17 protein-coding genes are annotated in these 19,582 nt (G+C 43.4%); 5 read left to right on the forward strand and 12 right to left on the reverse strand.

The window, feature by feature from the left end:
* Positions 1–753 precede the first annotated feature (753 nt).
* From rocF to BMY78_RS31845, 4 genes are all read right to left on the reverse strand, one after another.
* Positions 754–1,722, reverse strand: a complete 969-nt coding sequence (rocF, locus tag BMY78_RS31830) for an arginase (RefSeq protein WP_256222571.1) — start codon at positions 1,720–1,722, stop codon at positions 754–756.
* A gap of 53 nt (positions 1,723–1,775) precedes the next feature.
* On the reverse strand, positions 1,776–2,969 hold the full coding sequence (locus BMY78_RS31835) for an ornithine--oxo-acid transaminase (RefSeq protein WP_090905428.1): 1,194 nt from the start codon (positions 2,967–2,969) through the stop codon (positions 1,776–1,778).
* A 140-nt stretch (positions 2,970–3,109) separates the two neighbouring features.
* Positions 3,110–3,766 carry an amino acid ABC transporter permease gene (locus tag BMY78_RS31840; RefSeq protein WP_090905378.1) on the reverse strand — a complete coding sequence of 219 codons (657 nt, stop codon included), beginning with the start codon at positions 3,764–3,766 and terminating at the stop codon, positions 3,110–3,112.
* Positions 3,767–3,789: 23 nt separating this feature from the next.
* Positions 3,790–4,611 (reverse strand): ABC transporter substrate-binding protein, encoded by an 822-nt coding sequence (locus BMY78_RS31845; RefSeq protein ID WP_090905380.1) that lies wholly within the window; start codon positions 4,609–4,611, stop codon positions 3,790–3,792.
* A 328-nt stretch (positions 4,612–4,939) separates the two neighbouring features.
* Here BMY78_RS31845 and BMY78_RS31850 point away from each other — a divergent pair, with 328 nt between their 5' ends.
* The gene (locus BMY78_RS31850) at positions 4,940–5,584 is read left to right on the forward strand and encodes a GntR family transcriptional regulator (RefSeq protein ID WP_090905382.1); all 645 of its coding nucleotides are present in this window, start codon (positions 4,940–4,942) and stop codon (positions 5,582–5,584) included.
* A gap of 177 nt (positions 5,585–5,761) precedes the next feature.
* On the opposite strand, the gene BMY78_RS31855 is transcribed toward BMY78_RS31850, so the two are convergent.
* A complete protein-coding gene (locus BMY78_RS31855; protein ID WP_090905384.1) occupies positions 5,762–6,502 on the reverse strand; it encodes a class I SAM-dependent methyltransferase in 741 nt (246 codons plus the stop codon).
* 164 nt (positions 6,503–6,666) lie between these two features.
* On the opposite strand from BMY78_RS31855, the gene BMY78_RS31860 reads away from it, so the two are divergent.
* Complete coding sequence (locus BMY78_RS31860) at positions 6,667–7,023, forward strand: hypothetical protein (RefSeq protein ID WP_090905386.1); 357 nt, start codon at positions 6,667–6,669, stop codon at positions 7,021–7,023.
* A 253-nt stretch (positions 7,024–7,276) separates the two neighbouring features.
* Here the strand turns inward: BMY78_RS31860 and BMY78_RS31865 are convergent, their stop codons facing one another.
* The 4 genes from BMY78_RS31865 to BMY78_RS31880 form a co-directional block, all read right to left on the reverse strand.
* Positions 7,277–7,504, reverse strand: a complete 228-nt coding sequence (locus tag BMY78_RS31865) for a cold-shock protein (protein WP_024633773.1) — start codon at positions 7,502–7,504, stop codon at positions 7,277–7,279.
* A gap of 189 nt (positions 7,505–7,693) precedes the next feature.
* Positions 7,694–7,894, reverse strand: a complete 201-nt coding sequence (locus BMY78_RS31870; RefSeq protein ID WP_024633772.1) for a cold-shock protein — start codon at positions 7,892–7,894, stop codon at positions 7,694–7,696.
* Positions 7,895–8,283: 389 nt separating this feature from the next.
* Positions 8,284–8,520: a DUF6953 family protein gene (locus BMY78_RS31875; protein WP_090905388.1), complete on the reverse strand. Its 237-nt coding sequence runs from the start codon at positions 8,518–8,520 to the stop codon at positions 8,284–8,286.
* 144 nt (positions 8,521–8,664) lie between these two features.
* Positions 8,665–9,450 (reverse strand): CPBP family intramembrane glutamic endopeptidase, encoded by a 786-nt coding sequence (locus BMY78_RS31880; protein ID WP_090905390.1) that lies wholly within the window; start codon positions 9,448–9,450, stop codon positions 8,665–8,667.
* Between the two features lie 306 nt (positions 9,451–9,756).
* Between BMY78_RS31880 and BMY78_RS31885 the strand changes: the two genes are divergently transcribed.
* Complete coding sequence (locus BMY78_RS31885) at positions 9,757–10,434, forward strand: phosphatase PAP2 family protein (protein WP_177185941.1); 678 nt, start codon at positions 9,757–9,759, stop codon at positions 10,432–10,434.
* A 149-nt stretch (positions 10,435–10,583) separates the two neighbouring features.
* Here the strand turns inward: BMY78_RS31885 and BMY78_RS31890 are convergent, their stop codons facing one another.
* Complete coding sequence (locus tag BMY78_RS31890; RefSeq protein WP_090905394.1) at positions 10,584–11,363, reverse strand: AraC family transcriptional regulator; 780 nt, start codon at positions 11,361–11,363, stop codon at positions 10,584–10,586.
* A gap of 112 nt (positions 11,364–11,475) precedes the next feature.
* On the opposite strand from BMY78_RS31890, the gene pyk reads away from it, so the two are divergent.
* A complete protein-coding gene (gene pyk / locus BMY78_RS31895; RefSeq protein ID WP_076292255.1) occupies positions 11,476–12,891 on the forward strand; it encodes a pyruvate kinase in 1,416 nt (471 codons plus the stop codon).
* Between the two features lie 138 nt (positions 12,892–13,029).
* On the opposite strand, the gene BMY78_RS31900 is transcribed toward pyk, so the two are convergent.
* Together BMY78_RS31900 and BMY78_RS31905 are read right to left on the reverse strand one after the other, a co-directional pair.
* On the reverse strand, positions 13,030–14,559 hold the full coding sequence (locus tag BMY78_RS31900; RefSeq protein ID WP_090905396.1) for a methyl-accepting chemotaxis protein: 1,530 nt from the start codon (positions 14,557–14,559) through the stop codon (positions 13,030–13,032).
* A gap of 167 nt (positions 14,560–14,726) precedes the next feature.
* Entirely contained in the window at positions 14,727–15,176 is a 450-nt protein-coding gene (locus BMY78_RS31905) for an SRPBCC family protein (RefSeq protein ID WP_090905398.1), read from the reverse strand.
* Positions 15,177–15,470: 294 nt separating this feature from the next.
* Here BMY78_RS31905 and BMY78_RS31910 point away from each other — a divergent pair, with 294 nt between their 5' ends.
* A complete protein-coding gene (locus BMY78_RS31910; RefSeq protein ID WP_090905399.1) occupies positions 15,471–19,268 on the forward strand; it encodes a DUF4073 domain-containing protein in 3,798 nt (1,265 codons plus the stop codon).
* Positions 19,269–19,582: the final 314 nt, after the last annotated feature.

Below are 19,582 nucleotides of genomic sequence, written 5' to 3' on the forward strand. Positions count from 1 at the left end.
TGTATTAGGCATGCCGCCAGCGTTCGTCCTGAGCCAGGATCAAACTCTCCAATAAAGTATTGAAAAGAGCGATAAGCTCATTTTGAAACTGACGAGATTAAAAATCTCATTTTATGCTCCAGTCGATCCAAGCCAAGGCTTGTCTCAAACTTTCGCGTTCACTCTGCAAGCAGAATGTTTACTCACTCGTTGTTCAGTTTTCAAAGATCAAACTTGTTTCATTGCCGTGTGTTGTTCACCTCAGCAACTTTTATATCTTATCACATCCTAACCAACTTTGCAAGCTCTTTTTTTAAGTTTCTTTCGAAGCTTATTTCATTCGCTTGCCGCACCATGTTTCTTGTGTTTTCTTGGCCGGAATTAGAATATACCATGTACAGTTTTCGAATGCAAGCTTTATTTTCAAAAAAACTTTAGAAGCACATTCTCTATCAGATAATCTACAATCTCTTTCTTCTATAGTAGAGACCCTCGTATATATACCCAACACTCCTTAAGGTACCAGAAAGCAACGTTTACCCAGGCATTCTTACTCTATAAAACCCACTTTGCCCTCAACCCTCCATCCGTTCAAGAGTCTAGAGGTGCATCCAACATCTATAGCCAGGGAAGTCATTCATACCTATCTTCATTCAGTCGAAGATCATATGGATGAGTCAGACCCTGGCTCTTATATAACATTACATTATATGATTCGACATCACCTTCTATATAAGCATGAATTCATCCCCACACGAAATAGCTATCCGATCGTTATAAGATCCGTTTACCCAGCAATGAAGCAATCAGCTCTACTCCAAGGCGGGCCGTATGCCTGTTCTGATCAAACAGCGGGTTAACCTCCACCAGATCCATAGACGTGACTTGGTTGGTGGAAGCGAGCAGCTCCAGTGCAAAATGAGCTTCACGGTAATTCAGCCCCCCTAGTACCGGCGTACCCACACCCGGAGCCTCACGCGGATCAAGACAATCCATATCAAAGCTAATATGAATACCATCTGTTCCTTCTCCGACTACAGCCAGCGTCTGTTCAACAACCTGTTGTATACCCATCCGGTCAATATCATGCATTGTAAAGCTCTTGATGCCAAGTGCTCGGATCTGTTCCTTCTCATATACATCCAAATCACGCAAGCCAATATAGACCAGGTTGGAAGGATTAAGGAACGGCCCCGCGCCCGGAATATGTGACAAGTTAAATGCAGAATGCCCCAAAGCGGCAGCAACACTCATCCCATGCATATTTCCAGACAGACTACGCTCTTCTGTATTCAAATCCGCATGAGCATCAAACCAGATCACACCCAGATTGGAATAATGCGCAGACAACCCGGCAAGAGAACCTATAGCTACACTGTGATCCCCACCCAGAACAAGTGGAAAAGCCCCTTCCGCTATCGCGCCAGACACTTCATTGCACACTCGCTCGCTCACCTGTCTAACCTCGGATAAATATTTCACACGATTGCGTTCAATTGGAGCTACAGACTCTGAGGGACAATCTACACGGATCTCTTTTGATACTTTCAGCCCAAGGCTAGCAATTTCACGTTTCAATCCTGCGGTAATGAGTTCATCCGGACCTAACTCAGCACCACCTCGGGCCCCGCCTAATCCAAAAGGCACCTTAATAACGGCAACGTCATGATGACGCAAATGTAATTGGCTCGTTTCATTAGAAGCACTCAGCGTTCCTGCAGATTCCATATCATTGTTTCCCATGTAGGCCAGCTCCTTCGCTGCTTATATGAAGTAATCAAAGAATCAAAGGTTTATCAGTCACCCAGCACCTGAGCAATTCGCTCCAACGCCCAGTCGATCTCAGTCTCCGTAATGGTCAGTGGCGGTGCAAAACGGATCGTTGTTTCATGGGTTTCTTTACAGAGCAGTCCAACAGACATTAACTTCTCACAATATGGGCGTGCAGGTACATGCAGATCAACACCGATGAACAACCCTCTGCCTCGAACCTCACGCACAGCTGAACTGCGAATTCCCTGAAGCTGTTTCATAAAATAATTCCCCAGACGCTCCGAGCGCCCTGCAAGCTTCTCATTTTCCAGAACTTCCAGTGCCGCAACAGCCACTGCGCAGGCAAGTGGGTTCCCCCCGAAAGTGGAGCCATGAGAACCCGGTTCAAACAAATCCAGTATTTCTGCATTTGCAGCAATAGCCGAGATGGGTATCACTCCCCCACCTAGCGCTTTACCCATAATCCAGATATCAGGCTCAACCCCCTCCCAGTCAGAGGCAAAACGGCGTCCCGTTCGTCCGAATCCGGTCTGAATCTCATCCGCCACATTCAACACCCGGTGCTGTTTGCACAGCGTAAAGGCTTCAGCAAGATATCCTTCTGGCGGAATGACAATACCGGCCTCCCCCTGAATGGGTTCCACAAGAAAAGCGGCCGTGTGCGGTGTAATCGCAAGTTTAAGCGCTTCAATGTCACCATAAGGAATGATTTTGAATCCGGGTGTAAACGGACCAAAGTCTTTTTTGTACTCTTCTGAAGATGAGAAAGAGGTGACCGTCAGTGTTCTTCCATGAAAATTGCCGGAGCATACGATAATTTCAGCTTGATTTTCCGGTACACCCTTGCAGCGATATGCCCATCTTCGTACTGCTTTCACGGCCGTTTCAACCGCTTCAGCTCCCGTGTTCATGGCCAGAATTTTGGGTTTGCCTGTAAATTGCGAGAGCTTCTGATAAAAAAGTGATGCCGCACTGCTGTGAAATGCCCGTGATGTTAATGTTACCCGATCTGCCTGATCTTTCAGCGCCTGAATGATTACCGGATGTCTGTGCCCATGATTTAATGCCGAATATGCACTTAACATATCCATATAACGGCGACCTTCGGGATCTTCGACCCATACTCCCTCTGCCTGCTCAATGACGATCGGGAGCGGATGATAATTAGGTGCAGCATAACGTTCCGACCAATCCATTAACATTTTCGAATCTGACATATACTCCCAGCACCCCTCTTTGATTATATTGTATACAAAATACAATATCAATGTATGCTTCGCCACGACCATTTACGACTCCTGCTCACTTTTTCCGCGATCACCTAATTTCACTTCATTCGCAGACTTTCCGTATTCCGTTATCGGGATACGGAAAGTCTGCGTTCCAGCCAGGTGAGCAGGTTGGCCAACGTAAATGTAATTACAAAATAGAGGGCAGCAGCAACAAGGAGCGGGGCAAGCGGCTGGAAGGTAACCCCCTGAATGGCTCTAGCCGTATATATAATCTCAGCAATCCCGATCATGGAAACAAGCGAGGAATCTTTAATGATAATAATGAATTCATTACCGATCGCCGGAAGCATGTTTCGAAAGGCCTGCGGCAGTATAATGTAGCGAAGCGTCATGCTATGGGACATCCCAAGAGAACGCGAAACTTCAGTCTGTCCTTTATCAATTGCCTGAATCCCCGCCCTGAACACCTCTGCCATGTATGCCGAGCTGTTCATGGTCAATGCGACCACCCCCGACATAAATGCGGTTAGGTTCACACCAATTACGGTCAGACCATAATGAATAATGAGAATTTGCACCAACATCGGCGTACCGCGAATGAGTTCGATATACGCGGATGCTGCGAACTTGATAGGCCACACTCGTGATATACGCAGCAGTGCCACCATAACCCCCAGCAAAGTACCAAATAACACCCCAAAGAAGGAAAGCTCCAACGTCACCCACGCGCTACGCGCATAATCCTGCCAATGTTCGGATAGAAAGGAGAAATCTAAATTCACGGTATATCCCTCACTCGCCCGGTTTATTCGCCTAACATCTCATTCGCTTCAACAACGAAGCGTTCGATATCTCCGTCCGTTTTGAGCTTCTCCAGCGTACTGTTGATCTGATCAACGAGCTCCTTGTTGCCTTTTTTCACGGCGATTGCCGATCCTCCTTCATCCTCTGCCTGTTCAATCTTCACATTTGCAACAACCAGTCCCTCCTGGTTCTTTACATACTGCTGCGCAACCGGCTTCTCCAGAATAAGCGCATCTACCCGCCCGGTCTGCAATTCAAGAATCAATTCGGGAATTTTGGCAAGAGAAGTAAGTTTGGCTCCTTGAATATCCTGAGCAATGCCTTCCTGAATGGAGCTTTTCTGCACACCTACCTGCTTACCCGACAAATCATCCAGTGAGGTTATCGAGTCGCCTTCGTCAGCTCTAACGAGCACAGCCTGTTCTGCATAATAGTAGATATCCGTAAAATCAACGTTCTTCTTTCGCTCTACTGTAGGTGTTAAGCCCGATATAACAAAATCGACCTTGTCCGTGCTCAGCGCCATAAGCAAGCCATCAAAATCCATATCCTCAATCTTCAGCTCAGCTCCCATGTCCGCAGCAATCGCCTTGGCAATCTCAATATCAAAACCAACAATAGTGTCCTTGCCATTAATGCTTTTGTGAAATTCATAAGGTGCGTAGTCTGCACTGGTGCCAAGTACGATAACTTTCTTCTCTGCGCTACCACTCTCCGAGGATGGAGAAGGTTCCGACCCGGCCCCCGTCGTTTGTTCCTGCCCACAAGCTGACATGATTACCACCATTAACAACAGCATCATTGGCAAAAGCACTCTTTTCACTCAACATACCCCTGTTCTGTTTTGGAATGATAAAGACATATAACTTGTATACAATATACACAAGGCAATATATGGACTTTGATGTAAGTAATACTAACAAATAATCTATTTCATGGCAATGAATTTAACACATTTATACACTTTAATTCCATAATACGTAATTTATTTAACATAAAACTTACATTGATTTAGATCATTAAGATTGCTTGCCCAACTCCCCCCTCGGTGTTAAGATGATAAAAACTTGAAACTCCCGAACGGCGCACCATTACAGGGCTCACACCCTCACACATCCAATCATCACTATATACAGAAGGGGGGATTCGGTATGGAGGCACCCAAATACCGGTCCTTGAAAGATCACGTTTACGATTATATCGCACAGAAAATTCAGGACGGGACATTGCTCCCCAATCAGAAGATTAATGAAGCGGAGATTTGCAAAAAGTTGGACATCAGCCGTACACCTACTCGGGAAGCCTTATTTCAGCTCACTTCTGACAATCTTCTGCAATATATCCCACGCAGGGGATTTATCGTGGCTCCATTTGATGCTGGCAAAAAACTCGAGTTCTCGCAGGCCATCGGTGCGCTTGAAGCACTTGCTGCTACACTCGCAGCGGACCAGCTCAAACCGTCTGAGCTCCTGGAGATGGAGGCCCTTATTGCACGGATGGATGAAGATATCACCCAGCTCGATCTGGCTGCTTACAGCAAGAATCAATATCAATTTCATAACCTGTACATCCAGCGCTGCGGCAATGCCACTGTCATCGAGATGTTAAACACGTTAAAAAATAGCTTTATTCGCCAATCATATGTCAGCGACAACAAGCCGAAGCTTTCCAGTGTACTTAATGAGGTAAATGAAGAACATCGCCAAATCGTAAGCGCTTTTCGAGCCAAGGATAAACCGCAACTGGAAGCTCTGCTGAAGCATCACTGGCGCATTATCGACAACGATATGCTGTAATGCTTTCATCCAAAATCTGGCGTGGACTATATTCATCGCTCACTGGTTTGGATTGAGCGTCCAAGAACAAAGAAAAAGCAATCCACTTAGAGTGGGTTGCTTTTTTGAATACCAGACTTCATCAGCCTATTTTTTTCACATTCGTTATTGGACTACCCTCTCCGCCAAAAAGTATTCCTACTCTTTCTGTTTATTACCGCTATCCATTGATGACTTTGCTTCAAAAACCGCATAACCCAGTCTTTTTCCGTATCTTGCAAGCAAACGATCATTGGTGCGTCCCATACGCTGCACTTGCTCATCCTCAAACAAGCTCATATCCATCTCTCGATGAGGATCATGATCCACGCCCCATTTTCCCATAGAACGAGAATGTTCCTTGACCAAGACCTCAGTAAATCCACACTGTCTGAGACGTTTCTTCCATGTAGTCATGGTTGCCAGGGTCCTTATTCCATAAAATTGTTTCAACCTACGGCTCATCACTTCTGTCTTCCTGCCGGATAACACCATCTCCCGATCAATGAATAGACCACCTGGCTTCAATACTCGCTTATATTCCTCAAGGGTACTTCGCCACTGGGTAAAGATGGTGACGGACTCTACAAATACCACATCAAAATAATGATCCGGAAAAGGTAAGGATTTTACATCCGCCTGAATAAAACGAATATCCAAGCGCTCCCGTCTTGCGCGTCGCACCGCTTTCTCCAACATCTGCCGATTCAGATCAACCGCGGTTACCCGATAGCCCTTTCGGGCGAGGTAACAAGCCGTCCTCCCTGTACCACATCCCACCTCAAGCACCTTGCTATGCGCAGGCAGAGACAGCGTATCCAACAGTTGCATCGTTGCTGTAAATCCTCCCGGATGGGCACTCCCTTCTCCAAGCCGGGCCAGCAAATCATGATAATCCATGAGATCCCCTCCCTTTTACTCCCTCCAGTGTATGGAGCAGATATAAAAACGGCTCCTCCCCATCTAATTTCCGGGTACTCGTCCATACCAATCGGTCTTCTTTTTACTATGATATACAAACCGTTGAATTCAAGCGGCAACCGCACCTAATGAGGAGGATTTGCATGTACAGAATTAATCCGGTATGCGAAGAAACGGTTTCTCCGCACGTTGGACGTTCCGTTTGTCTCGTTATGAACGACGGTAAGCATATGTATGGTACGCTTGGTCAATGTCGTGATGGTAAAATTTATTTGAACGGATGTTTCGAAGGACCACGGCTGTGTTCAGTCAAATCCAAACAGCAGCTTGTAAAAAGCAGCAAGAAAAACACTGTTGCAACAAAGAAAGTTAAATCTTCGGCCTACGGTCCATATGGAGGATACGGCGGAGGTTACGGGCGTTACGGCTATGGAGCTGGAGCAGGGATCGAACTGGCTCTGGTAGCAACCCTGTTTCTGCTGCCATTCCTGTTCATCTAAAATCTCTAAACAAACAAAGAACCTTCTTGCATGAAGCAAGAAGGTTCTTTGTTTGTCATTTATCGTTAATTCAAACCCTAGATCCAAGTAAAAACATTGTTGTAAATCGGATGTATTAATTGAAAAAAAAGATATAAAAAAAGGCATTCGCCAAAACGAATGCCGGGAACTTCTTATTTAAGACCCTTACCTTTGTACAAGATGTCAGGTTCAACTTAAAAAAAAACACCTCGTTAGAGGCGGGTAAGCTATGTTAAATCCGATTTCCTTTAGGCATCGTTTTCAGATTACTATTCGAATTTTCAAGCAATGGCAGCATCCTGGTCGTGCTAACCATCTCAGAAGCACATATCGGACAAGTAGGCACGCTATCAAACGCAAAATTGTCCCGCATCCATCCTTTGCACGTATCACTCGTACATTCCCAGATTGCCGCATCCGCTTGTGGAATCTCTTCCAACGGTTTTTTGCGATTATACATGACTTCTACCCCCTTTGTTATGGAAAAACATCTGATCCGACGTTATTTCACAGAAGCCACTACTTAGCGGAAGTTTTGTCCCGTCCGGACTTCTGTCTCGACAACTATTGGGCCGACTTTCATTATAACTGCTCAAAAAAAAGAAGCTGCCTTTACCATTATAACATGTTAAAGGCAGCTATGCTTTAATTACAGTTTTACAACTTCTTCTGCTTGAGGACCACGGTTTCCTTGTACAATTTTAAATTGCACGCGTTGACCTTCGTCCAGCGTTTTGAAGCCTTCGCCTGTAATAGCGCTGAAGTGTACGAATACATCTTCTCCGCCTTCAACTTCGATGAAACCGAAGCCTTTATCAGCGTTGAACCATTTTACTGTTCCGTTTTGCATGTGAATTACACCTCCAAATAAAGATTAACATGTTCCTTTGTTCTTTGCAGCAAGCAAATAAAAATTCACACATTGAAAAAGGTACCAGTCATAACCTATAAGTGATCGCCCTTTACAATATGTGAATTAGGTTTTCCACTCTCTACAACTTGTTTTTATTATAACTCCGTTTTCACCAAAAAGCAAATCTTTGTATTTTCTTTTCAAACAGCTTTGGAAATACATGTTATTCGCACGCACAGGAACAGGGTTTGTCGCTTGCCCTTCCGCTCATTGCGGTCTTATGAAAGGATATGCAGATCCGAACCAACTTATACATTTTCTAAAAAAAATTTTGACATGCATATCCAACACATCCATGAAAGCTCAATCAATCACAGGATAACACTCTAGGTCCATGCCCACATAAAGGCATCCCTATCCCATGCAATCTGCCCACGATGCAGCTTGCGGAACGCTTTCTTCACTTCTTTTGATAACGAAGTATTTCCATTCTCATTCACAAATACAAATTCTTCTCCAAAATTGGACCTTACATATTCAATTGCAGCTTCCTGATGAAGTGTACCGGTGAATTTAATCTCCTGTACCATCCATTCCGCCACTGCCTGTGCTGTCTTTTCCACAATATCACCTATTTATCTACCCATTGTACGGTTGGACGGACTTCCGATTGATTATGAACAAGCCTGCCATACCGCCAGATTGAAGTATACCACGTTCCAATGGCTGGCGGTTAACAGAGTTAGGCCGCAACTTATCACGCCCGTTTAACGAACCACTGAACTCCCCTGTGTAGTACTCTCTGAAGAAGATAATTTCGTTCGAACGTTAAACGTCAACCATACGCAATAAGCAACCAACACAACCAATATGAAGATATCGTAGGCAAGTGTCCCGGTGTCTTGCCGGTCGTTCCCAAGAAATTGAATTAAATTATGTATGAAATGAAAGAGGATCAGCGGCACGATATTCCCGTTTTTCAACATTAACAGCGCGAGCGCCGCTCCAAGCAGCAATGCATAGATTAGTTGCAGAATGGTGTCTGCCATACTCTGACCGGATAATGCATTCATGATATGGGTGATGGAAAATAAAACACTAGAAGTGACAACTGCCGCAACCGCACTCTTACGAAGCAACGTTTTGAAGATCAGTCCACGATAAATGGTTTCCTCCACAAAGGCGACAAGCAAGGTGAAAAATATAAAAAAGGCGACCTTGGAGAAGGCTAACTCTGTAAATCCTTTCAGCGCAAGAGTACCCAGTACAAGGAGTAGCGGAATATAATACTTTGCATGACTTGCCGGGATAGTTCTTATGGAGCGAAATCCGATCTCTCTCCATTTGCGTCGCAGGGTGAGATAAATAATGAGCACGAGGGCCATTGGAGTAAACGACATCAATACTGGTGATGTGTAGTCCAGTTGCTTCACGGTAGCTACCGCCCCTGCCGCGAAAACCGCGAGCAAAAGGAGCAGTTCAATAATGACTACCGTCAGCACGGGCCTGCGCGTGGAAAAGGATTGGTTTTGCTTGGATTGCGGGATGTTCATAGATTGTAATAGCCTCATTTCATTTTTATTGGTTGTCATATGAACTTATATGACAATTTAGTTTTATCATATCTATTCGATATTCTGCTATCCTTTTCTGGATAAAACTATAAAAGTAACAAAAAAGAGAATTTCTCTTACAGCTTTTACCTTACAATCAGGTATGGCTCAAGTGCTAAAATGTCTATTATAGTATTAAAAGAATGAATCGGTGCAGGGTTACGACATTTCTGCAACGTCATATATATGGAGAGTTAAGATGAGAGCTGTGAAATGAAGAACGAAGAACGAACTCAGGGGGATACTATGAAAGCATTATTTCTGCGCTGGGGACATTTGCTGGCAATCTTATGTATACCGCTTCAAGGTTCCATTTATGTTTTGTTAGGCAGTAACACCGGAAGTGATGTCTTCTACAATTATGCCTGGATTGATACACAGATTCCTTTTATCAAAGAATTTATTTATCCTTATGTCAGTTGGATGCCGATTCTGTATCTTGGATTTCTCTATTTGGGTCTAACAAACAAATCGCTATTCTGGCGTATGATAATTACCTATAACGTAGGAGTAATCGCAGCCAACATCGTTTTTGCGGTCTTCCCTACTTACGTGCCTCGACCGGAAGCTATCGGAACAGGTTTAAGCAGCACGCTCGTACAGTTTATCTATACCAATGATGCTCCATACAACTGTTTTCCAAGCATCCACTGTCTCACAAGTTATCTGCTCTTCATCATCATCAATCGACACTTAAACTTCAAACCAATGGCGCGGATCTCATGGTCGATATGGTTGTGGCTAATTATTGCTTCGACGGTGTTTGTAAAGCAGCATTCGCTGCTGGATGTAGCTGGCGGCATTCTGTTCGCGGAAGCAGCGTACTGGGCTGTGCATGTAGTTGCAGTTCGCGCTGGACTGGCAAGCAAAAAAACAAAGCAACCACTTACAGCTACAAATACAAGCAGCAACCGCTTAGTATAAGATCTATATTGCATCGGCAGGAGTAATTCAACTGTCATGAAACCAGAAAGAGGGCCTCGGCCCTCTTTTTTTGCGTGATTGCAAGTTGATGTTTAGTTAATACTTAAATGAAAGAACTTTTCAAGACGCAACCATGAGGACCCTGTCCTTCATACAATGGGTGGACGTTCATGGAGCAGATCAGATGGAGGGCTTCCCATTAAACGCTTGAATATCCGGTAAAAATAAGACAGATCTCGGTATCCGAGAAATTCTGCAATTTCCTGAATGGAGAGCTGTGACTCGGTAAGCAAATACACTGCCCTTTTCATCCGTTGATCATGAACATATTGGCTGATCGTCTGATTTGTCATGCTTTTAAATAACGCGGCTGCGTAATTAGGAGTTTTACCAATCTCATCCCCGAGCTCTTCTTTCGTAACTTTCTCTCGGTAATGCCGCTCAATGTATCGCTTCATCCGCTCCGCATGAAGATGTCTCTCCGGTGGAATAACACCGCGGTCCAGCTCCCTGTTTATATAAATAAGCACTTCCATCAATAAGGCTTGGCTCATCATGACATAATAAGACGGACGTTCCTGCCATTGTTGTTGGATAGCTTTCATACGTTCATGGATCAGTTCATAACATCCGGGCTTATGTCGCAAGGCCTCACTCCGTTCCAGCGCAGGCAAACCTTGTGCATGATCCCCCTGTAATTGAACAACAATTTGCGTGTGAGTTACGGTAGGAATACTTTTGCCGTAATACGGAATGCCGGCGGGAATTAGCAGCAGCTCACCTTTCTCCATGATCTGCTTCTCTCCGTTCACCCAATATACACATTTTCCATAAGTAACCAGGCTTAACCGCCAAGTGGCCTGTGACTGCACCGCTTCTTCGTACCAACCGACACCATTAATGTGTCGTACTTCTAATGGAGTGACCATAACACACCTCATTATTGGACTATATTCTAATCATTGTACTATAGTTCATACCCTGATTCGACAGAAAACGCTACAATACACATATAAGCAAACATATGAGGAGGAAAACAGCATGTTGAAAACAAAAATTATTTGTACTATGGGACCTGCTTGTGACTCAATCGAATTGTTAAAAGTAATGATCCAGGAAGGGATGACGGTTGCCCGTCTGAATATGGCTCATGGTGAACTGGAAGATCACGTGGCACGGATTAACAATATCCGCAAAGCAGCTTCCGAATTGAATACGTATGTACCGATTATGATGGATATCAAGGGACCGGAAGTTCGTATTGGCAAACTGAAAGAAGCATCCTGCCATCTGCAAGCAGGTAAAGAGCTTATCCTGACTACCGAAGAAATTCTTGGTGACGCTGAGCGTATTTCGGTAAACTATCCGGAATTGAACCTTGTTGTAAAACCTGGCGATCGCATCCTCATTGATGATGGTTTAGTGGATCTGACTGTACTGTCCGTGGAAGGATCAGATATTCACTGTAAAATCATCAGCGGCGGCATTCTGAAACCACGTAAAGGGGTTAACTTGCCAGGAATCAAAACGACTTTGCCAGGTGTAACGGAACGTGACGTTATGCACATCGGATTCGGAATCGAAAACGGTATCGAAATCATCGCTGCTTCCTTTGTTCGTAAAGGCGACGACATTCGTGAAATTCGCAGCATCCTGAAAGAACGCGGTGTAGATCATGTACAAATCATCTCCAAAATCGAAAACCAGGAAGGTATGACCAACCTGGACGATATCATTGAAGCATCTGACGGTATCATGGTAGCTCGTGGAGATCTCGGGGTTGAAGTACCAATCGAAGACGTTCCTATGATGCAAAAAGAAATGATCGATAAATGTAACCGCGCAGGTAAACCGGTTATCGTCGCAACGCACATGTTGGAATCGATGCAAGTGAATCCGCGTCCAACTCGTTCGGAAGTTAGTGACGTTGCTAACGCTGTTCTTCAAGGCGCAGACGTTGTGATGTTGTCTGGTGAATCGGCAGCAGGTAAATACCCGGTACAATCCGTGCGCACAATGGCAGCTGTTGCTCGCCGTGCTGAAACGATGATTGATTACAAAGAACAATTCAACCAAAAATCCGCTCAACAAGTAGCTGACATTACCGAAGTTATCAGTCAGGGAGCAGTTAGTTCCTCCCTTGTCCTGAATGCCAAAGCGATCATCACATCTACCGAGAGTGGATTTACGGCGCGCATGATCTCCAAATATCGTCCAAAAGCACCGATCATTGCGGTTACACAGCATGAAGAAGTACTTGCGAAAATCTGTCTGCTCTCCGGTGTCATTCCGGTTATGGGCGACAAAGTAACGACAACCGATGAAATGTTTGAGTCCGCTACACGCAATGCAATTAAAACCGGTTATATTGAAAAAGGCGACATCATCGTATTGTCCGCTGGCGTACCGATTGGTCAATCCGGTAACACCAACTTGATCAAAGTTCAACAAGTATAATTCAAGAGATAGATTTGCATATATCGTGTGTTGAGAATACAAAAAAACAACCGAGAGCAGAAATTGCGTCTCGGTTGTTTTTTCTTGTGTAATTCATTTTATCATCCAACAATCAACAAGGTTAAACCGTATCCCATCTTACAAATTTCGTGAGTAGTTCACCAAATCCTGCGACATCATATTAATCTCATCCATCGAGGCGTTTACCTGCTGTGTCAGGGCAGCCTGATTCTGTGTCAGTGTGGACATGTTGCCAATGTGCTCCAGAATCTGGTCAATGAAGGTCTTCATTGCCTGCATGCTATCTTCAATATTGACGGTAGCCTGCGAGCTATGGTCAGCCAACTTCCGAACTTCTCCGGCCACAACTCCAAAACCAAGACCCAATTCTCCCGCTCTGGCTGCTTCGATCGCAGCATTCAGACCCAGTAAATTCGTTTGGCTGGCAATTTCCCGAATAAACGCTGTAATGTTTTTGGTATCATCTGCACTGCTCTTTACCTGAATGGCCGCGTCCGCGGATAACTCTTGTGCAGTAACCAGTTCCTGAGCCTGATCAGTAATCGAGTTAATTCCACGTACCATCTCACCGATGGATTCGGATAAAAGCTTCGTCTTCTGATTCATCGCTTCGACGATCTGTTCCTTGTTCTTCTCATGTGTCACGTCACGAATGGTTCCCGCTACACGGAGCGGTACTCCGTTACTGTCCCGAACCGTCTCACCACCTGCATGATACCAGCGATATTCCCCGTTCTTACGTTGCAGACGGTAATCCAGATCGTAAGGTGTCCGTCCACTGTAGTCATTCATGTGCTTGGCAAATTCATTGATCGTGCGGTCATGATCGTCCGGGTGAAGCCGGCTGCTCCAACTGCTGAACACATTCGGGAAATCCTGCTCATCGGTAAATCCAAGCTCTCGGCGAAACTGTGGTGACCACCAAAATTCATTATTCGGGTTAACCACATCTCCAGCCACAACGGTCATATCCCACGGCGCTTCCACTAATGCGCGATTTACCAGGTCATAACGGGTAACAAGTGCTTCTAACTCATCGGATTTACTCTTCTCATCATGAATATCAAACATGATTCCCAGAAGTTTAACCGGAACGCCTTGATCATTTCTAACAACTTGTCCAAGACACCGGAACCAGCGCACTTCTCCACTCTTTGTTATCATTCGGCTCGTTACATTGTATGCGGCCTTCTCAGAAGTTGTATTAACGTTTTTCGTAATCTCCTGAACCAGCTGGGGTCTGTCATCAGGATGGACGGATTTGGCCCAACTTGCAAAAGCATCGGGAAAATCCTTCGTATTGCTAAAGCCTAACATTTGACGAAATTCATTGGAAAAAGCAACGATATTATTGCTATCCAGAGGATCTCCTGCTACAATCTCGGATTCCCAGAGTCCGATATTCAATGCCTGATTTAGCATTCTGAGGCGCATATCCGCTGCTTCATTTTGCTTCTTCAGCATATGTACCGCTTTATTGATATTATGTGCAATTTCAACAATTTCCTGAGAATCATTGATTAATTCCAGCTCACTGGTATATATCCCTTGCTCTGCGTCTTTAACCAGTTTACGACTGTATTCCAATAAGTGTTGAAGCGAACCCGCAGGGGCTTGCTTGATCATTTGGGTACGTTTACCAAACATATCGATTTCTCCTCTAAAGTCATTTATATATATTTCGACATCATTAGACATTAAATGTAGAGGGTTTTCATCCATTTGCGAAAAACAACATAAAAAAAAACGCCTTATCAGCGCTTTTCTCACATTGTTATGATGTTATATTCATATATTTTCTCGCGATCGGACCTTTACCAGCCAAAATTCAGCGTTTCGCCTGTCTCTACCCATGTCTTGATACTGCTCAATATCATCCACCAGCTACTCTGTGCGTTCGCAAAGGATGGATGGTTGTCCGTAAATCGGTCGTTGATCAGGGTTAATTTCGTACATTCCCCCACCTTCTCCAGCTGAAACACTACTCTGGATTGAAGCTCAGCGTGATTAGCGTGGTAGGAAGGTCCAGGATGCTCAAGGTAACTTAACAAAGATAGAGGTTCGAATTCCAGAATATCGCCGTATACATGAACCGTCTCTGCACCGTCATTCCCAGGCCCTACATAGGCAAACGGCTGACCTGGTTGGAAATTAGAACGAAGTTCGCTGCCAAAAAAGCTGCTCCGTGTACCATCCGGCGAGATCAGGGCATTCCACACCTCTTCCTGTCCGGCATTAATATAGAACTCATATTTTAATTCCATGAACTCACTCCCTATATGTGTTGTATTGAAGGTACAACTCAACTGACATGCTTGCAATACTATCCTATCGTTTACCCCAATCGGCGTATTGTAAAAACGCGACAACAGTGAAAACAAATGATAACCCAATATGCTCATTTATAAATAAAGTCAAACTATCTTTTGTATGAGCAGGAAGCATTCAACAAAAATAATATTGTGAGAAATTTTTTTTCGTATTATGATTAACAGGACTTTAGATGTATTATTTAACCATTTATGAGTAAATAGTCTTATTTTTAAGGAGGATTTTCATTGATTTATCCCAAAAAATTTGGTATTGCTGCTGCTGCAACGATTGCACTCACATTAAGCAGTTCAAGTGCTTTTGCAGAATCCAGTACCACCTCATTCAAAGACCTGAGTAAGGCATCCTCATGGGCTCAATCCTTTATTCAAGAAGCACAAGAAAAAGGATTGCTTAGCGGAGATCGGCAGGGTATGTTTTATCCACTTCAAGAAGTTTCAAGACAAGAAATTGCAATGGCCATCACTAAATTAATGCAACTACCTGTACAGGAATTTAGCTCCACAACGTTCTCTGATGTTCCAAATGAAACATGGAGTGCACAAGCTATTGATGCAGTACATAATCATGGTTGGATGCTGGGAGATAACAATGGTTACTTCCGTCCAAAGAACTCTGTGACAAGGGAAGAATTAGCAGCTATTTTAACCCGTATTACTCAAAATAAAGATATAGATCCTAAAGAAGAAGAGCGCCAACTAAGTAATCTAAAAGACGAAAAAAACATCTCTACATGGGCTAAACAATCAGTTAATTCTGTTGTATCTTCCGGCTTAATGACAGGTAGTAATGGTAGCTTCTATCCTAAACAGTATGTGCTTCGTCAAGAATTAGCAGCTATTTTAATTCGACTCGATTCACAAAACAGTGTGAGTAATCTTCAGTTCATACAGAAAATTAATGATGAAAATGTGATTATTGGAGATAAGACCTATCAAGTAGCAGATAATTTGAAGGCATTATTCACATCCAAGAATGAACCTGTTCTACAAAACGCAGGCATTCAATTTAAAGCTGAAAATGGCGTTATTACACAAGTACTTGAATTGAAGCTTGTAACTCCAGGTAAGGCTGCAGTCTCAGGAAAACCTGAATTTTCAGGAAACCTTGTACTCGACGGGGGTAAAATCTCTGTTGAAAAAGACCTGACTGTTGCTGCAGATTATATAACAATTAAGAATATCTCTATAAAAGGCAACTTGGAAATATCATCTGAAGTGAATAACGATTTTTACGCGGAACAAATATCTGTATTAGGGACTACATATGTAAATGGTGGAGACGATAACACCGTTGTCTTTGACCAATCGAATCTTCAAAATATGAGAATTGCCAAAGAAGATGTCCGTGTTGAGTCTTTAAACAAGACAGTAGTTAAAGAAGTACAGATCGAATCCAAGCTCTCAGGGTTATGGGGAGATAACTCCATAACCTATGAAACTGTGAGTATAGGTCAAGGAGTACAGAACGCTTCTTTATATGCACATATTCGTAATCTTGAGGTTAACGCCGGTGATAAAGAAATAACAATATCCGGGACAGGTCATATTGATTCTATGACCATCCAAGGTTCCGGAGCGATCAACGTTCAAAACGCCAAAGTGATTGGTACGGTCACCGTTAACGAACGTTCAGCAAAAGTATCTCTTCCAGCGAATGTAATTGTCCAAAAAATTGTACTTCCAGAAGGTGTCTCACCAGAACAAGTGATTTTGAATTACGATAAAGTTAAATCACAAATTGCAACAATTAACGGGACACCGAATCCAAGCTATACACCACCGGTCACCGGGGGAGGAGGTTCCTCTAATAGTGGAGCAAATGGAGGCAGTTCAGGGGGGACAAGCCCGTCTAACCCTGGAACAAATCCAACAACGCCTACACCTTCAACAGGATATCCTTTTATTGAAGGAACTAGTTATCAGAACCGAATGGAAACATCCGCTGATGGCCTAGTCACCGTAAACCAAACGGGGACGATCTATTATATGGCCGTTCGGTTAGATGATAATGTACGCCCTACTGCAGAGCAAATAAAGAATGGAACACTTACTGAAGATGTACCATTTGCAAACGGCGTTGTACAAGCAACAGCTAACCAATTAACAACCTTTAAAATTGAAGGCTTAGAGCAATCAAAAGCATATGGTATTTGGGCCGTTTTCAAAAATAGCGATACAGGTGAAGAAACTAAACCTAGCTATATCATGTCGGTAAGCAATTACTTGCCTAATAGTGAGGATATCTTGCCATTTAAAAAGAAAAACCTTGAACAAATTAGGATTCAGTTCACTGGTGTGCTTACACCACCAATTACTAGTGTGACCGATCCATCTGCTATTGTAGAAGGCGGGCATCTCAGAAACTATGGTTATGGTTTTATTGAAATTAATTCGATAGAGTGGGATTTAACTATTCCGGATATGCCTATCCTTAATTTAAACTTTGACCCAGTCACACTGGGAGATGGAACTTCCTATAGATTAGACTGGACCTATGTAAAAAATGCTCTGTCTATTAAATTTACAAGCTCTAACGGTACACCTACTGCTCATGGGTTTGGTGGGTTTGGGACTTATACAGGTCCGGAAGTCGTGAATCTTATTACCAAACAGCTCGCTATCGAAATAGGAAGCATTGTTGATCCAACCCAGGCTGAAGAGGTTATGCACCTTCTTGAAGCATACCCTTCTCCGTTAAAACAAGAATTAGGCTTGATTGAGTTTAATGCTCAGCATTATCAGAAGGCTCTCGCAGAACAAGCCGGGAAGTACACAACCTACAGCGATGTTAAAGAAATTGTAGAAGCCGTTAATCAACAATATCCTGCACCAAGCACCAATGAAGCCACTGCTATTCGTTCCCTGAATAGTGCGCAAAGTGCTTCCTTAATGGAGTCATATATCAAGCGTTATGCATCAGCATTAAATATTGATTTAACTGCATTCAATAATTTAAACGCAGCTTCTAGAATTGAGATTGGCAAAATCATTTTAGAATACAGAGAACAATTGCCACAAGGGGAGTTTACTGGCATTGCTCAAATTCGCAGCTATTACGATCTAGCATACGAAGTTGTATCCTCTGCTCCAACTACACTGAATTTTTCAGATACTGACACAAGAGTAGGACTTATTGGGGGAGACGTAGTTTGGACACCTGGTGTAAATGAGGACAAAGTGAGTTCATATGAAATTATCTGGGGAAGTCAAGGTAGAGAGATTGCTTCCATTAATCGAGTGGATAAGGATGGATCCAACCGATATACGATTGCTGAAGGAACATCGATTCCTGAAGGGGCAACCCAACTGTTAGTCCGTGCCTTACTTCAAGATGGTACAGAAACTGCCCCAATTTATATCACATTAAAAGATACATTGCCAGCTGCGCCTGAACAACCGTCCATCGATAATGATGACGCAAAAAATATATTAATTGGAGCAGATTCAACTATGGAGTTCTCTGTGGATGGAGGAACAAACTGGCATAACTATGATGAAGAGAATCCTCCCATCTTCCCAGGTCGCGTTTTTGTACAGGTACGCGTTCAGGCTGATCCAGTAAATCAAGTGCCTGCAGGTAAAGCAAAGACTGTCTCTTTTGTAGATAATGTTGTGATGTATGCCGGCATAAATGATATAAGTAATACTTTTGATACAAATTACATTTCATCAGCCATGGAATACTCATCAGATAATGGAGAGACGTGGACAACATATGATGAAAACAACCCTCCTCAGTTTCCAGGGGATCTGACCATTCTGCTTCGTGAAAAAGGAGGACAATACCTCCCAGCAGCCCCAGCCAAAAGTTTCACTTTTAAATCTAAAGTGAACATTTTTAAAGGAGGGAATACCCTTTCTGCTTCAACGTCAGCTATTGAGTACTCGAAGAATGGTGAAGAATGGATCAAATTCGTTCCACAACAAGTAGTTACATTTCAACCTGGAGATAGCGTAGACGTTCGGGAAGCTGCATATGGTTCATTCCCTGCAGGAGCTATTGAAACAATCACCTTCGATTAAATATGTAGGAGTAAAGATTTTGTTCCTTTTAAGCCGCTATATTTCTAGCGGCTTTTGTTTTTTTAAAGGGAGATCCTCATGCCTCATTACAGTTTAACTGGAAGCATAACCGTATGCCGAGAGTACTAACGGGCAGGGTAGTTGTAATATATGTAAGAAAAGGTTAATAAAACAGATACGCTCTAGTGTTTATTCCGATAATCTTCATCTATTTATTTGTTTCTAGCAAGTATAGACAACGAAAACATTCTATAGTGCAATGCCAGGAGATCAGATATACTCAAATGGAATGAAATAACAGGAAATAGACACCG

Source organism: Paenibacillus sp. OK076 (genome assembly GCF_900110055.1).
In the GTDB taxonomy this organism is placed as follows: Bacteria; Bacillota; Bacilli; order Paenibacillales; family Paenibacillaceae; genus Paenibacillus.

What these genes read in the sequence shown, in the direction of transcription:
- rocF (WP_256222571.1), bottom strand. Translation starts at nt 1,722, where the DNA reads ATGGGAAACAATGATATGGAATCTGCAGGAACGCTGAGTGCTTCTAAT.
- BMY78_RS31835 (WP_090905428.1), bottom strand. Translation starts at nt 2,969, where the DNA reads ATGTCAGATTCGAAAATGTTAATGGATTGGTCGGAACGTTATGCTGCA.
- BMY78_RS31850 (WP_090905382.1), top strand. Translation starts at nt 4,940, where the DNA reads ATGGAGGCACCCAAATACCGGTCCTTGAAAGATCACGTTTACGATTAT.
- BMY78_RS31855 (WP_090905384.1), bottom strand. Translation starts at nt 6,502, where the DNA reads ATGGATTATCATGATTTGCTGGCCCGGCTTGGAGAAGGGAGTGCCCAT.
- BMY78_RS31860 (WP_090905386.1), top strand. Translation starts at nt 6,667, where the DNA reads ATGTACAGAATTAATCCGGTATGCGAAGAAACGGTTTCTCCGCACGTT.
- BMY78_RS31865 (WP_024633773.1), bottom strand. Translation starts at nt 7,504, where the DNA reads ATGTATAATCGCAAAAAACCGTTGGAAGAGATTCCACAAGCGGATGCG.
- BMY78_RS31870 (WP_024633772.1), bottom strand. Translation starts at nt 7,894, where the DNA reads ATGCAAAACGGAACAGTAAAATGGTTCAACGCTGATAAAGGCTTCGGT.
- BMY78_RS31880 (WP_090905390.1), bottom strand. Translation starts at nt 9,450, where the DNA reads ATGAACATCCCGCAATCCAAGCAAAACCAATCCTTTTCCACGCGCAGG.
- BMY78_RS31885 (WP_177185941.1), top strand. Translation starts at nt 9,757, where the DNA reads ATGAAAGCATTATTTCTGCGCTGGGGACATTTGCTGGCAATCTTATGT.
- BMY78_RS31890 (WP_090905394.1), bottom strand. Translation starts at nt 11,363, where the DNA reads ATGGTCACTCCATTAGAAGTACGACACATTAATGGTGTCGGTTGGTAC.
- pyk (WP_076292255.1), top strand. Translation starts at nt 11,476, where the DNA reads ATGTTGAAAACAAAAATTATTTGTACTATGGGACCTGCTTGTGACTCA.
- BMY78_RS31900 (WP_090905396.1), bottom strand. Translation starts at nt 14,559, where the DNA reads ATGTTTGGTAAACGTACCCAAATGATCAAGCAAGCCCCTGCGGGTTCG.
- BMY78_RS31905 (WP_090905398.1), bottom strand. Translation starts at nt 15,176, where the DNA reads ATGGAATTAAAATATGAGTTCTATATTAATGCCGGACAGGAAGAGGTG.